Below are 13,521 nucleotides of genomic sequence, written 5' to 3'. Positions count from 1 at the left end.
TAGCCTGGAACCCGACCGGGCTGTTACGCCGCCCGGCGGCACCCGTCGAGCACCGACGACCGAGGGACCAAGAGGACCACCGTGGATCTGGCCTACTACGCGGACCTGGCCGTACGCCTGGTCAACACCGAGGCGCCGCTGCGCGGCGGCGACACGCTCACCTCGGTGGACGCCGTACGGGAGCTGCTCGGGCCCGGCACGCACGCCGCCTCCCGGGCGGTGGAGGCCGACGTCCCGCGGCTGCGTACCGTACGCACCCGGATGCGCGGCGTGTTCGAGGCGGCCGACGAGGGCGACGAGGTCCGGGCCGTGGACCTGCTCAACGCCCTGATGCTGGAATTCCCCGTCAGCCCGCAGATCTCCGGCCACGACACCCTCGACGGCGAGACCGGGCGGCCCGACTGGCACATGCACCTCGCCGACCAGGCCGCCAACGCCACCGCGGGCTACTCGGCGACGGCCTGCATGGGCCTGGCCTTCCAGCTCACCACGCTGGGCGTGGACCGGCTCGGTGTGTGCGAGGCGGCACCCTGCCGCAACGCCTATGTCGACACATCGACGAACCGGTCCCGCCGCTACTGCTCGGACCGCTGCGCCACCCGCGCCAACGTCGCCGCCTACCGGGCCCGCAAGCGCCTGGAGAGCGAGCGGTCCGGGCGCAGCGGCCGCACGCAGGACGCGGCCCAGGAGGCCACCCCCGCGAACGACCGCTGAAGCTCGCGCGGCGGCCGGAACCGGCCGCGGGCCCGGGCCGTCACCAGGTCGTCGGGCACCACGCCGAACTCCCGGCTGTCGTTCTCCACGAACGTGTTGTCGCCGCGTACCCACCAGCCGCCCTCGCGGCGCTCCACGGCCCGTTTCACGATCAGCAGGTCCTGCTGCAGCGGATGCCGCATCACCACGACGTCGCCCTCGCGTACCAGCTCGGCACCGCTGCTGATCTTCTGCACCAGCAGCCAGTCCCCGTTCAGCAGCGTGGGCGCCATCGACGGACCCGTGACCTCGACCAGCTGCCACGACAGCCTGGCCCCCTGCTCCCGCATTACCGCCTCCCGGCTCGTTCCTCCACCAGCCCCAGGGTGTCACCAGACTTTTGGCCTAAGCCACCTGGGGCACCCGAGAAAACGACTCCTCCAGGGAGTAATGTCCCACCTGAAAGACGATCACGAGGAAGGACAGCCATGTTCACTCGCCTGTTCGCGCCCAAGGTGAAGGTAAGCGCACACTGCGACCTCCCCTGCGGCGTGTACGACCCGGCCCAGGCCCGCATCGAGGCCGAGTCCGTCAAGGCGGTCCAGGAGAAGTACCAGGCCAACGAGGACGCGGACTTCCGTACCCGCGCCGTCCTCATCAAGGAGCAGCGCGCCGAGCTGGCCAAGCACCACGTCTCGGTCCTCTGGAGCGACTACTTCAAGGCCCCGCACTTCGAGAAGTACCCCCAGCTGCACCAGCTGGTGAACGACACCCTCAAGGCCCTCAGCGCCGCCAAGGCCTCCAACGACCCGGCCACGGGCCAGAAGGCCCTGGACCTGATCGCCGAGATCGACAAGATCTTCTGGGAGACCAAGAAGGCCTGATCCGGACAGCCGCCCGGCCCGCACTCCCGCGGGGCGCGGCGACTGCCTGACCGCACCCGGTCCGCGGGCCGCCGAACACGGCGGCCGGGCGGAACGGGTGCGGTCTTCTGCGTGCGGCCGCGGCCCGCGGAAAACCCTGTGCCGGCGTGGCGCCCGCCCCTAGGCTGGGCAGGTGCTCGCCCGGATACGCCGGCGCACTGCCGGGTACCTCTCGGAGCCCCTGCCGCCGCGGCGGCTGATCGGCTGGGCTGCCGCCCTCGGACTGCTGCCCGTCCTGCTGACACGGCTGCGCGTGGTGAACGCGGGCCCGGGGCCCTACGGCCGCGTCGCCACCGTGCTGGTGCTCGACGCGATCGCCGGCGGGCTGGCCGCGGCCGGGACGCTCCTGCTCCAGCACATGGGCCGGGAGTGGTACCGGTTCGCCGCGGGGCACCGCCGGGCCGTGTGGACGGGGCTCGCGGCTGCGAGCGCGTGGGCGGTGCTGCTCGCCGTGACCGGCGTCGTGGCCCTGGGATGGTCGGGCGGACCGGTCGGCGGCGCCGCCTCGTCGGTGGTCACCGCGCTGTGCGCGATCGGGGTGGCGGCCGTCTCGGTGCTGCTCCTCCTGGGCCGGCTGCTGGCCGGGGGCCGGCGGGCCGTCCGCCGCACCGCGGTGGCGCTGGGCCTCTACCTCTCGGCCGCCCTCTTCCTGCTCCTCACCCACCGGCCGCCCGGCGTGCTCCTCATGGGGGCCGTCCTGGCCGTGGTGTTCCTCTCGGTCTCGTCGCTCGCCCAGTCGCGGACACACGAGGCGGCCGCGCCGTACCTCGCGTTCGTCCTGCTGCTCGGGGTGCTCGTGCTGTCGGAGACCGGCGGCTACGGCGGCGCGGCGCGGGTCGCGGTCCAGGCGCTCCTCGCGGCCGTCCTGGGCACCGTCACCGTCCTGTCCGTACGGCGCCTCGCCCACTGGCACGGCCGGATGGCGCGCTACGCCGGCGCCGCGGCGATCGTGCCGCTGGCGTACGTGCTGTACGTGTGGTGGGACGGCCAGCTGCTCGGCGGCCCGTGGGAGGCGCCGCTGTTCGTCCCGATGCTGTGGCTCGCCGTCCGGCTGTGGCGGCGTATGCAGGAGGACGCGCGCCCACTCGTGTCAGCGGCGGCCGACATCGTCTTCGCGGTGCTCCTCGGCGCCGTCCTGGTGCTGTTCCTGGCCTGGCTGGCCAACGTGCTCGACCTGCCCGCCGCCGAGGTCAGGGCACTGCGCGGCGCCGCGGAGGCGCTGGGCGGGCTGATCGACCTGCCGTGGTGGACGTGGGCGGCCGCCGACGTCCTGCTCGCGGCCGCGTTCCTGGCGGCCGCGCTGGGCCCCCGGCGGCTGCGGCGGGCCGGGGAGGTGCTCGGCCGGCTGCGGCTGCCCGGGGTGCTCGACGTGCTGGGCCGCACGCTGTCCGTCCTGAAGATCGTCCTGATGTCCCTGGTCTTCCTCGGCCTGGCCGGGCCGCCCGCGGTGGGGCCCGTGCTCGGCCACCGCATACGCGAGCACTACACCGTGGACCGGCAGGAGGAGCTGGACGCCCGCGGCCGGACCGCGCTCTACCAGCAGATCACGCTGCGCTTCACCGGCTCCCCGCAGGCACTGCCCGTCCTGGCGGAGATGCTGACGCAGGTCCACGACCGCTCCGCACCGCGCCCCGGGGAGGAGCAGCCGACCGCGTCCGCACGCGATCTGGCCCACCGGATGGGCGAGTTGCAGGCCCGCACCTTCCCGCTCTCCTCGCTGTTCGACCCCGCGCCGCCGAGCACGGCGGCCACGGCGGCCGGGGCGGCGGCGCGCGAGGCCGGGATGGACGCCCCGGTCGCCGGCTCCGCCGACCTCACCGCCCGGCTCACGCGGGAGGAGGAGCAGGCCGCGGCGGCGGACGCGCGCGAGCAGGAGGCCGAGCGCGCCGCGGAGCACGCCGCGGCCGCCGTCACCGCGGCGCTGGGCAACCTCACCTTCGGCCACGGCGTGGTGGTCGAGCTGGTCCGCGAGTACCTGGACGGCCTCGCCGAGGGAGGGCTGGGCGACCTCTTCCTGTCCTGGATCCGCCCGGCCCTGTCCCGCTCCGCCCCGGAGCCGCCGCCCTCCGGCGACCGGCTCGTGGAGCCCGACGCGGCCGCGCTCCGGCAGGCCGCGGACTACCGGCTGTCGGACGCGCTCCGAGCGGCGGGCATCCTGCCCGGCACCGACCCGGAGCAGGCCCGCTACGACGGCGAGCCGCCCGTGGCCGCCGCCGTCGACCTCGCCGCCCGCGCCCGCGACGTCGAGCACGGCACCGCCCGCTGCGGGGCCTGCGTCCACTTCCACGAACCGGGCGAGCGGGGCGGCCGCCGCGGCGGGGAGGAGGGCGGCGTCCACGTGCGGTGACCCGCACGACGGCGCGGCGGCCGTACCGGACGGGGAGGTGCGGCGGCGTGTGGGGCGTTCGCCGGGGGCGCCGCGCGTGGGCAACGGGCTGCGGCTCTCCGGCACGGTGCCGGGGCGGGTCCGCGGGTGCGGAGGTGTGCCGACGTTCGCCGGGGGCGCCGCGCATGGGCAACGAGTTCCGGCTCTCCGGCACGGCGCCGGGGGCGGGTCCGCGGGTGCGGAGGTGTGGCGGCGTTCGCCGGGGGCGGGTGCGGAGGTGCGGCGGTGTGGGGGTGTTCGCCGGGGGCGCTGCGCGTGGGCAACGGGCTGCGGCTTTGGGCCGGAGCCGGGGAGCGGGACGCGGCCGGCCGTACGGGCTCACGGGGGCGACGCTCGATGATCCTGCTCGTGCCCGCTCGTGCCGCGGGGCTGAAAGTCTACGCAACGAGCCGTGACGCGGGGAAGAGGCAGTGTGGGCGCTCGGCCCCGTCCTCCCTGCCCGCGCGCTCAGCGGGGTGCGCCCGTCCTCGGCCCGCCTGCCGGTGGACCCGGCCCCGCGAGGGGGCCGGGCGGCGGGCGGTGGCGTCTGCGGAAGTCCGTGCCCGCCGTCTGCCGCCCGCCGCCCGCCCGGCAGGTCAGGGCCGGGGGCCGCCGTGCAGGGCCGCCGCGATACGGGCCGACGCCGTCTTCAGATGGCGGCGGACCTCGCGCAGCTGCGGGTCCGTCACCCCGCGGTCGCGGGCGGTGTCGCGCACGTCGTCGCGGAAGCGGTCGAGCAGCCGCTCCAGGTCGCGCACCGGGTTGTCGGACGGCGGCAGCTCGTCCTCGTCCTCGTCCTCGCCTGCGGTGGCACCGCTGGTGGCACCGCCGGTGCCGCTGCCGTCACCGGCGTCTCCCTCCCCGGGGGGCGGCTGCGGGGACGCCGCCCACGGGGACTTCGGGGCGTCCGCCGGGCCCGCGCCCGTGCCCGGGACGCCGAAACGCCCCAGCCCGCGGCTCAGCTCGGCCAGGCCCTCGCGCAGACCGGTCTGCCAGTCGCCGTTCCGGGCGTGCTCCTGGACCTGGCTCTGCACCTGGTGCGCGATGCGCTGGAACTCGTCCCGCGCGCTGTCCACCGCGTCCCGTGCCGCCTTGGCCTGCTTGCGCGCCGCCTTCGCCTCCTCCTTGGCCCGGCGGCTCTCCTCGCGCGCCTGCCGGGCCTGCTCCTTCCACTCCCTGGTGGCCTCGCCGTACGGGTGGCCGGCGTCCTCCGGCCTGCTCCTTGTCTGGCGGGCGGCGGCCCGGACCTCGGCGCGCAGGTCGCCCGCGGCGCCGCGGACGTCCTCGCGGATCTCGGCGGCCAGCGTGGAGACCGACGCGCGGATCTCCGCCTCCAGGCCGGCGATCTCGTCGGCCCGCGCGGCCAGTTCGGCGCGGCCCTCGTCGGTGAGGGCGTAGACCTTGCGGCCGCCCTCGGTGGAGTGCGTGACCAGGCCCTCCTTCTCCAGCTTGGCCAGCCGCGGGTAGACGGTTCCGGCCGAGGGGGCGTAGAGGCCGTGGAAGCGCTCCTCCAGCAGCCGGATGACCTCGTAGCCGTGCCGCGGCGACTCGTCGAGGAGCTTGAGCAGATACAGCCGCAGCCGGCCGTGGGCGAAGACGGGCGCCATGGTCAGAGGTCCTTCCGGAACGAGGGCGCGTCCTCCACGGGCGGCCTGCGCAGCAGTGCGATGGCGCCGGAGACGGTGGTGGCGCGCAGCCGGGTGCCGCCGTCGCCGACCCGGCCGGTGATGCGTCTGGTCCCCCACATGCCGCTGACCTCCAGCTCGTCGAAGGCGCAGGAGACCTTGCCGCTCGTGGTGTTCGCCTCGACGTCGGCGTCGCCCGGCTCGGGGATGCGGATGGCGATCTCACCGGAGACCGTCGTGAGGTGGACGTCCGCGCCGGCCGCGGGGTCGAGGTCCAGCACCATGGAGCCGCTGACCGAGTCCGCGCGCACGCCGGGGCCGCTGCCCTCGACGACGGTGAGGTCCCCGCTGACGGTGTTGACGCGCAGGTCGCCGGAGAGCGACTGCGCCTCGACGTTGCCGGCCACCGTGTGCGCCTTCACCGGGCCGGTGAGCCCGACGAGGGTGGTGTCGCCGTTGACGCCCTGCACCACGGTGGAGCCGCTCAGGCCGGAGATCACCGCGCCCGCGGTCACCACGCCGACCTCGACGGAGGTCTGCTGCGGCACCGCGAGCGAGATCACCGCCCGGCGCCGCCAGCCGTGCCGGTCGCGCCACTTGAGGAAGCCCTTCCAGTTCAGGTCCTCGTACGCGACGGTCAGGGTGCGGCCCTTCCGCGTCACGATCAGCGGAGGGCCGTCCAGCTCGGTGACCTCCAGCCGCGCGGGTCCCCCGGCGGTGCCCACGACGTTGACCGCGCCGCCGACGATGCGGACGCAGAGCGTGTCGAGGGCGCCCTCGAACTCGAACGTGCCGGGTTCGGTGACGGTGCGGTCGGTCATCGTGCGCCTCCTTCGGGCGTGCAGGACGCGATATACCGCGTCCGCTTCGAGTAACACGATATATCGCGTCCCGCACGTGTCAAGGAGAGGCCCCCTCCTCAGCCCCCGCGCGGCAGGCGCGCGCCCTCCCTTCGCGGGGGAGTGCCCGCGCCGTCGCGGGGCGCGGGCACCGCCCGGGCAGCCCCGCGGCGGGGAGGCCGCGCGGGTCACCGCAAGAGGCGGGCCCGGGGCGCAACCGCCGGGTCAGACGTCGGCGTCGTCATCCTCGTCGAGGCGGGCGAGCCAGGTCGCGAGGCGTTCGACCGGGATCTCGAACTCGGGGTTGAGATCGACGAACTCGCGCAGGCGGTCGGCCAGCCATTCCAGCGTGACCTCCTCCTCTCCGCGCCGGTCGGCGAGTTCCTCGATGCCGCGGTCGGTGAAGTACAAGATCTGCTCCAGAACAGGGGTGGGAGGGTCACAGGACGGGGAAGAACTGCGGAGGACGGGGACGGACAGGACGTACAACCGCAAGGATAGGAGCAGCCCCGGAGGGGGAAGCGAGCGACGGCGTGAGGGGGACGCGGTGACACCGCACAGCGGCGATTCCGACCCCGCCGACGCCCCCGACCCGGCCGACTACCTCGTCCCGCTGGCGCGCAGGGCCACCGTCCGGATCCACGGCGCCGGTCCCGGCCACCCGCTCTACGGCAGCGGCTTCTTCGTCGCGCCGCAGTGGGTCCTCACCTGCGCCCATGTGGTGAGCCGCGCGCCGGGGGAGACGGCGGGCCCCGACGGTGCGCCGGAGGCGGCTGGGGACACGGTGGAGGCCGCGGAGGCCAAGGTCACCGTCGGCTGGGGTGCGCGGCTGCTCGACGGCGTCGTCGAGTGGGCCGAGCCCGCCGTGTGGGAGGGCCGCGGCGCCTGGCCGGCGCCGGACCTGGCCCTGGTGCGGCTGCTGGACCCGGTGGACCACCCGTGCGTGTACCTCAGCGAGCGCACCCCGCGCACGTACCCCGCGAGCCTCGTCGCGTACCTCGGCTTCACCGAGCTGACGGGGGAGGTCGAGGCGTTCGACGGCCGCTGCACCGTCCGCGGCCAGCTCGGCAGCATGCTGCGGCTCGGCGACGACGAGATCCCGCACGGCGTGTCCGGCGGCCCCGTGCTGGACCTGGCGCGCGGCGAGGTCATCGGCGTCGTCAAGGCGCAGCGCACCGCGCACCAGGACGGCGGTCTCGCGGTTCCCGTCCAGCAGTTACGGCGGCTGCCCGGCGCCGAGCGGGGCCAGGCGGCAGGCCGCCGCCGCCGGGAGCCGGCGGCCGATCTCTACCAGCGGGTGATGTCCGCCCACGACCTCCACCACGCCGACCGGCACAACTCCGTCAGCGGCAGCGGCGACACCTGGACCGACGTGCACAGCGAGATCGACGCGTGCGCGGGCAGGGCCCTCACCCCGGGGCTGCGCACCAAGCTGCTCGGCCTGCTCGCCCAGCTCCCCCCGCCCGCCGACGCCGAGACCCTGCGCAAGATCGTCGAGGACGCCCGCGGCGCGTCCTTCGAGGTGGACCTCGCCCCCCGCTCGTGGCGCGACGGCCTGGGCCTGCTGTACGAGCTGCGGCGCGGCACCACCGAGGTGAAGGCCGTACTGCGCTACGCCGTGCTCGCCGCGACCGCCGACCGCCTCGGCGACCTCGACGACCCGGCCGAGCGCGCGCTGTGGGAGTGGGCGGAGGGCCACGCCGGCGAGGCCGCCCTGGAGCGCGTCTTCCGCTACGCCCTCGGCGAGGAGCGGCGGGCCCGCGCGGGCTCCCGCGGCGCGTCCGGCGTCGACCTCACCCCCGAGCAGTGGAGCGGGCCCGAGGCGATCCTCCAGATCTTCCCGGACGGCTGGGCGCCGGGCCACTTCGACTGGCGGGTCACCGTGATGCACCCCGAGGGCCGGGTGCAGGTCGTCGACGAGGGCTTCCGCACCGAGCTGGCCGCACTGCCCGGCGTCCTGCGCCAGCCGCTGCGCGAGGCCTTCCGCCGCTGCGACTCCGCCCGCGTCCTGGCCCCGCTGCAGCTCGCGGTGCCCGGCGACTTCATCGCGCTCGCCGCCGCCGACTGGCCGTTCGGCCCCGGCGGCGGCACGCTGACCCCCGACCGGCCGGTCGTCATCCGGCGCACCGACGTACCCGCCGAGGACGCCGTGCAGGCCGCCCGCCGGGCCGCCCGCTGGACCGTGCTCACCACCCAGCGGCCCCGCCCCGACGTGCTGGACTGCGAGGACGGCGTGCCCGGCGAGCTGCCCGGCGAGGCCGCGCTGCGCGCCCGGCCGGACGACACGCTGCCCGTGCTGTGCCGCAGCGCCGGCACCGCGCACGACGCCCTCAACCGCGTCTTCCTGAGCGGCTACAGCGTGGCCCTGTGGCGCCACGAGCCCGTGGGGCAGGACATGCTGTGCGCCGACTTCCACCGCGGGGTGGCCCACACGGTACGGGTCGCGCGCACCGCGGGCCGGCTGCCTGCGGCGCTCGCCGACCTGCGCGCGAAGGTGGCCCGCAAGGTGCCGGAGAGCTACTGGGCGACCGGCCTGACGATGCTCTGCACGGATCCGACGCGCCCCCTGCCGGGGGCGGACGACCTACTGGAGGCACCGTGACGACGGATGCGAGGTACCGGGGTGAGTGAGACAGCCGACACGCCAGGCGTGACGGAGGCGGCGCCGGGCGGCCAGGCCGGCGACTGGCTCATCTACCGCGGCACCGGCGAGCCGCACACCCGCATCGACGCGCTGCCCGACCCGCCGCCCTGGCGCGACTTCGACGGCGGCCCGCTCGTCGCCGCGGGCCCCGGCCCGGACAGCTCCTCGGCACGGCGCCTCGGTGCCTACCGGCACATGGCCGAGATGCACCGCCCCAGCCCCGAGGAGCTGGAGATGGTCAACGCGGCGCTGTACCTGCGCCGCCCGCTGCTGGTGACCGGCAGCCCCGGCGCCGGCAAGAGCACCCTCGCGCACGCCGTCGCGCACGAGCTGGGCCTCGGCAGGGTGCTGCACTGGCCGATCGTCAGCCGCAGCGCCCTCCAGGACGGGCTCTACCGCTACGACGCGATCGCCCGCCTCCAGGACACCCAGATCGCCGCCAACACCGGGACGGCCCCGCCCGGCGGCATCGGCAGCTACATCCGGCTCGGCCCGCTCGGCACCGCGCTGCTGCCGACCAGGAAGCCGCGCGTGCTGCTCATCGACGAGCTGGACAAGAGCGACATCGACCTGCCCAACGACCTTCTCAACGTCATGGAGGAGGGCGAGTTCGGCATCCCCGAGCTGGAGCGGCTCGCCGAGCGCGAACCGCACGTCGACGTCATGACCGACGACGGCGCCAAGGTCACCGTGCACGAGGGCAGGATCCGCTGCCACGCCTTCCCGTTCGTGATCCTCACCAGCAACGGCGAACGGGACTTCCCGGCGCCGCTGCTGCGCCGCTGCATCCACCTGGAGCTGGACCGCCCCGACCACCACCGGCTGTCCACCGTCGTACGCGCCCACCTCGGCGACGAGGCGGCCGAGCTCGGCGAGGAACTGGTCACCCGCTTCCTGGACCGCTCCCGCAGCGAGCTGCTGGCCACCGACCAGCTGCTCAACGCGATCTACCTCACCCACCATGCCGCGCCCCCCACCCGCTCCCGGCTCGCGGACATGCTCATCCAGCGGCTCGACCGGCCCAGGTGAGGCTGCCGTGGACGCCGAGCACGCGATCCCCGGGCCGCCCGAACAGCCCGCGCCCGCACCGCCGGACGCCCCCGACCCGCTCGCCGAGCTGGTCGGACGGCTGAGCGGCGCCGGTCTGGAGCCGGGCCACGACGAGCTGGCCGACGCCCTGTGGCTGGCCCGCTGGTCGCAGCCCACCGCGCGCGAGCCCGTCCCGCCGGCCGCCCCCGGCGACCGCCCGCCGCCCGCGGGCGGCGGCCCCGGCACGCCCGGCGACCTGCCGCAGGTGCCCGCGGACGGCAGCGACGGCGCCGGGAGCCGGCTCGCCCCGCCGGAGGAGCAGCCCCCCGGAGTGCTGCACCTCTACCCGGGCGGCGGCGACACCGGCCGCGCCCGGTCCGGTCCCGCGGGCCTCGCCGTCGCCGTGCCCGAGGCGCCCGCGCTGCCCCGGCTGCTGGAACTCCAGGCCGCGCTGCGCCCGTTGCAGCGCTACCACACCCCGGCCCGCCCGCTGCGCAGCCGGCTCGACGAGGCCGCCACCGCCGAGCGCACCGCCCTGGCCGGCGGCCTGCTGCTGCCCGTCTTCCGCGCCGTGCGCCGCGGCAACGCCACCATGCAGCTGCTCATGGACGCGTCCTCGTCGATGTACGTGTGGGAGCGGATGCTGCGCGACCTCGGCGGGGTCTTCGAACGCCTCGGCGCCTTCCACGAGGTGCAGGTCCGCTACCTGCACGCCGGGCCCGGGGGCAGCCCCGCCGTCAGCCGGCACTTCGACCCCGAGCCCGCCGAACTGCGCTCCGCCGACCAGCTCGGCGACCCGACGGGGCGCCGCATCACCCTGCTGGTCAGCGACTGCGTGGGCCCGCTGTGGCGCTCCGGGCAGGCGCACCGGCTGCTGCACCGGCTCGCCGCGTACGGGCCCGTCGCCGTGCTCCAGCCGCTGCCGACCCGGCTGTGGGCCCGCACCCGGCTGCCGGTGTCGTACGGGGTCCTGCACCGCGCCGAGGGGCCGCTGCCCGCGGCCGCACTGGGCTTCTCCGCCGGCGCCGGGGGCTTCACCGTCCCGCCCGCGGGCGACGCGCTGCCCGTACCCGTCCTGCCGCCCACCGCACGGGCGCTCGGCGCGTGGGCACGGCTGCTGGCCGGTTCGGGCGCCGGGGAGGTGCCCGCCGCGGTCGGCTGGGTGCGCTCCGACCAGCCCGCGAGCCCCGGCCGTCCGCGCCGCGCCGCGCCGACGCCGGGACCGCTCGTCGAGACCTTCCGGTCCTCCGCCTCGCCCGCCGCCTCGTACCTGGCCGTCTACCTCTCGGCGGCGCCGCTCTTCCTGCCCGTCATGCAGATCGTCCAGCGCACCATGCTGCCGCTGTCCGGCCCCGCCGAACTGGCCGAGGTGCTGCTCAGCGGGCTGGTGGTGCGCAAGGAGGGCGACGACCACCGGTGGTACGAGTTCGCGCCCGGCGTACGCGACGAGCTGCTGCGGCCGCTCGGCAGGGACGAGGCCGCCCTCGTCCTCAAGCACTGCTCGGCGTACGTGGAGCAGCGCTTCGGCCGCGGCGGGCCCAACTTCCTCGCGATGGCCGTCAACCAGCTCGCCGACGGGCCCGCCGACCCGGCCGCCGACGCCGCCGTGGCCGCCGCCGCGCGCAGGGCCGCGCTCGCCGAGGGCGGCACCGCGGGCTCGGACGGCTCCCAGCCCTTCGCCGAGGTGGCCGCGCAGGTGCTGGAGCGCTTCGTCGCACCGGACGGCACGGACACCCCGCCCGGCACGGGGGGCGGCGCGCCCGGCGCCGGCGCCGGCCGGGTGGCCGCCGCGGGCCGTTCCGGCGACAGCACCGCCGCACTGGCCGAGGCCAGGGAACTGGTCGCGGCCTTCCTCGCCGAGGACACCGTGCAGGACCTGATCGACGCGGTGGCGCTGCTGCGCGCCGCGACCCGGCAGGAGCGCCGCCACGCCACCGACCCCGAGCTGTGGGCGGAGTTCGCCGAGCAGCTCATCCGGCTGTGGCGGCTGCGCCGCAGCCCGGGGCTGCTGCGGGAGGCGCAGGAGGCCGCCGAGATCGCCGCCGCGCACCCCGGCTCCGTCCGCGCCCGCGAGGTCCGCGCCTGGGTGCTGCGCGCCTCCGCCGACGACCGCACCGCGGTCGGCGACGTCCGCGGCGCCCTGGAGCAGCTGCGCCGCGCCGACCGCGAACTCACCGCCGTCTGCTCGGCCCCCGGCCTGGACGCGGGCGGCGTGCTGCGCGCCACCCTGGAACGCGTCCAGGTGCTGGAGAGCCAGTGGGAGCTGAGCGGCGACACCGCGCTGCTGGAGGAGACCGTCGGCATGCTGGAGGCGTTCGCCGACGCCTGGTCGCCCGTCGAGGCGCGCCCCAGCGAGCTGGCCATGGCCCACGGCCGCGCCCTCCTCCGGCTGGCCGGCGCCGCACCGGACCGCGAACGCGAGCAGGTCTACGCGCAGCAGGCCGCGGAGTCCTTCGCGGCCGCGCTGGAGGAGCTGGAACGGGCCGGCGCCGCGGCCGCGGGCCCGGCGCACGACAGCATCATCCGCGCGCTGCTCGCGCTCGTCGACGCGCTGCTCGCGGCCGGCGGCAGGCTCCCCGAGGCGCAGCGGCACGTCGACCGCGCGCTCGGCCTGACCCGCGACCGGCTCCAGCGCGCCGCGATCTTCGCCCGGGCCGGCCGGATCCGCGCCGCACGCCACGCCGAGGGCGGCCCGCCCGGCGAGCTGGAGGCCGCCGCCGGGCGCTTCGCCGAGGCCTGCCGCCTCACCCCGCGCGACCGGCCCGAATACAGCGGCCTGGTCGCCGAATGGGGCGCGGCGCTGCTGGACCGCTCCGGGCTCCCCGGCGGCGAGACCTTCGTCAACACCGCGGTGCAGGTGCTGCGCGAATGCCGCACCGAGACCCCGGAGAGCGACCCGCGGCTGCCGTGGCGGCTGCTCATGCTCGGTCAGGCACTCGTCCTGCGCTACACCGCCGAGGGCGACCTCGTCGACCTGCGGGAGGCGGAATGGGTGCTCAGCCGCGCCGCGCAACCGGCCGTCGAGCCCGCCCAGATCGCCCGCATCGCCTTCGAGCTGGGGCAGGTGCACCGGCTGGCCCACGCCTACACCGGGCGGGCCGAACGCCTCGACCTGGCCGACGACGCCTACCGGCGCGCCGCGGAGACCGCGGCCGGCGCCGCGTCCACCGCCGCCGACCCGCTGCCCATGGTGCGGCTGGCCGCGCAGGCGCATCATTGGCGGGGAGAGGTCAACGAAGCCGCGCACCGCAAGCGGGCCGCGACCGACGCGTACCGCGCGGCGGCCGGCTGCTGGCGCAGGCTGCCCGACGAGGGCGGCGAGCTCGGCCGGCGGACCGCGGCGCGGCTGGCGGCACTGAGCAACGACGTCTGAAACCGACTCAACCCCCCACGGAGGGCCGCG

The 13,521-nt window shown here is 76.3% G+C and carries 10 protein-coding genes; 6 read left to right on the top strand and 4 right to left on the bottom strand.

Annotated features, from left to right (window positions below; genetic code table 11):
• The first annotated feature begins 81 nt into the window (after positions 1–81).
• Positions 82–714 carry a CGNR zinc finger domain-containing protein gene (locus ACH4SE_RS26880; RefSeq protein WP_398546054.1) on the top strand — a complete coding sequence of 211 codons (633 nt, stop codon included), beginning with the start codon at positions 82–84 and terminating at the stop codon, positions 712–714.
• On the opposite strand, the gene sodX is transcribed toward ACH4SE_RS26880, so the two are convergent.
• Positions 618–1,043, bottom strand: a complete 426-nt coding sequence (sodX, locus tag ACH4SE_RS26875; RefSeq protein ID WP_398546053.1) for a nickel-type superoxide dismutase maturation protease — start codon at positions 1,041–1,043, stop codon at positions 618–620. The genes ACH4SE_RS26880 and sodX overlap by 97 nt on opposite strands.
• A gap of 138 nt (positions 1,044–1,181) precedes the next feature.
• On the opposite strand from sodX, the gene sodN reads away from it, so the two are divergent.
• Together sodN and ACH4SE_RS26865 are read left to right on the top strand one after the other, a co-directional pair.
• On the top strand, positions 1,182–1,577 hold the full coding sequence (gene sodN / locus ACH4SE_RS26870; protein WP_069465350.1) for a superoxide dismutase, Ni: 396 nt from the start codon (positions 1,182–1,184) through the stop codon (positions 1,575–1,577).
• A gap of 172 nt (positions 1,578–1,749) precedes the next feature.
• Positions 1,750–3,963, top strand: coding sequence for a hypothetical protein (locus tag ACH4SE_RS26865; RefSeq protein ID WP_398546052.1), 2,214 nt, complete (start codon positions 1,750–1,752; stop codon positions 3,961–3,963).
• Positions 3,964–4,577: 614 nt separating this feature from the next.
• Here ACH4SE_RS26865 and ACH4SE_RS26860 read toward each other — a convergent pair.
• The 3 genes from ACH4SE_RS26860 to ACH4SE_RS26850 all read right to left on the bottom strand — a co-directional run bounded on the left by ACH4SE_RS26860 (position 4,578) and on the right by ACH4SE_RS26850 (position 6,856).
• Positions 4,578–5,588 (bottom strand): helix-turn-helix transcriptional regulator, encoded by a 1,011-nt coding sequence (locus ACH4SE_RS26860; protein ID WP_398546051.1) that lies wholly within the window; start codon positions 5,586–5,588, stop codon positions 4,578–4,580.
• Positions 5,589–5,590: 2 nt separating this feature from the next.
• The gene (locus ACH4SE_RS26855) at positions 5,591–6,427 is read right to left on the bottom strand and encodes a DUF4097 family beta strand repeat-containing protein (RefSeq protein ID WP_398546050.1); all 837 of its coding nucleotides are present in this window, start codon (positions 6,425–6,427) and stop codon (positions 5,591–5,593) included.
• A 243-nt stretch (positions 6,428–6,670) separates the two neighbouring features.
• A complete protein-coding gene (locus ACH4SE_RS26850) occupies positions 6,671–6,856 on the bottom strand; it encodes a DUF6104 family protein (RefSeq protein ID WP_398546049.1) in 186 nt (61 codons plus the stop codon).
• A 136-nt stretch (positions 6,857–6,992) separates the two neighbouring features.
• On the opposite strand from ACH4SE_RS26850, the gene ACH4SE_RS26845 reads away from it, so the two are divergent.
• The 3 genes from ACH4SE_RS26845 to ACH4SE_RS26835 are packed head-to-tail and all read left to right on the top strand — an operon-like array spanning position 6,993 to position 13,491.
• The gene (locus tag ACH4SE_RS26845) at positions 6,993–9,047 is read left to right on the top strand and encodes a trypsin-like peptidase domain-containing protein (RefSeq protein WP_398546048.1); all 2,055 of its coding nucleotides are present in this window, start codon (positions 6,993–6,995) and stop codon (positions 9,045–9,047) included.
• 21 nt (positions 9,048–9,068) lie between these two features.
• Positions 9,069–10,118, top strand: coding sequence for an AAA family ATPase (locus tag ACH4SE_RS26840; protein ID WP_398546047.1), 1,050 nt, complete (start codon positions 9,069–9,071; stop codon positions 10,116–10,118).
• Between the two features lie 7 nt (positions 10,119–10,125).
• Complete coding sequence (locus ACH4SE_RS26835) at positions 10,126–13,491, top strand: SAV_2336 N-terminal domain-related protein (protein WP_398546046.1); 3,366 nt, start codon at positions 10,126–10,128, stop codon at positions 13,489–13,491.
• Positions 13,492–13,521: the final 30 nt, after the last annotated feature.

It is taken from the genome of Streptomyces sp. NPDC020983, assembly GCF_044333485.1.
In the GTDB taxonomy this organism is placed as follows: domain Bacteria; phylum Actinomycetota; class Actinomycetes; order Streptomycetales; family Streptomycetaceae; genus Actinacidiphila.
This window is presented reverse-complemented; position numbering and strand designations above follow the sequence as displayed.

Bases quoted from the DNA above. Each gene is read 5' to 3' on its own strand.
- sodX (WP_398546053.1), bottom strand. From the start codon at position 1,043: ATGCGGGAGCAGGGGGCCAGGCTGTCGTGGCAGCTGGTCGAGGTCACG.
- ACH4SE_RS26860 (WP_398546051.1), bottom strand. From the start codon at position 5,588: ATGGCGCCCGTCTTCGCCCACGGCCGGCTGCGGCTGTATCTGCTCAAG.
- ACH4SE_RS26855 (WP_398546050.1), bottom strand. From the start codon at position 6,427: ATGACCGACCGCACCGTCACCGAACCCGGCACGTTCGAGTTCGAGGGC.
- sodN (WP_069465350.1), top strand. From the start codon at position 1,182: ATGTTCACTCGCCTGTTCGCGCCCAAGGTGAAGGTAAGCGCACACTGC.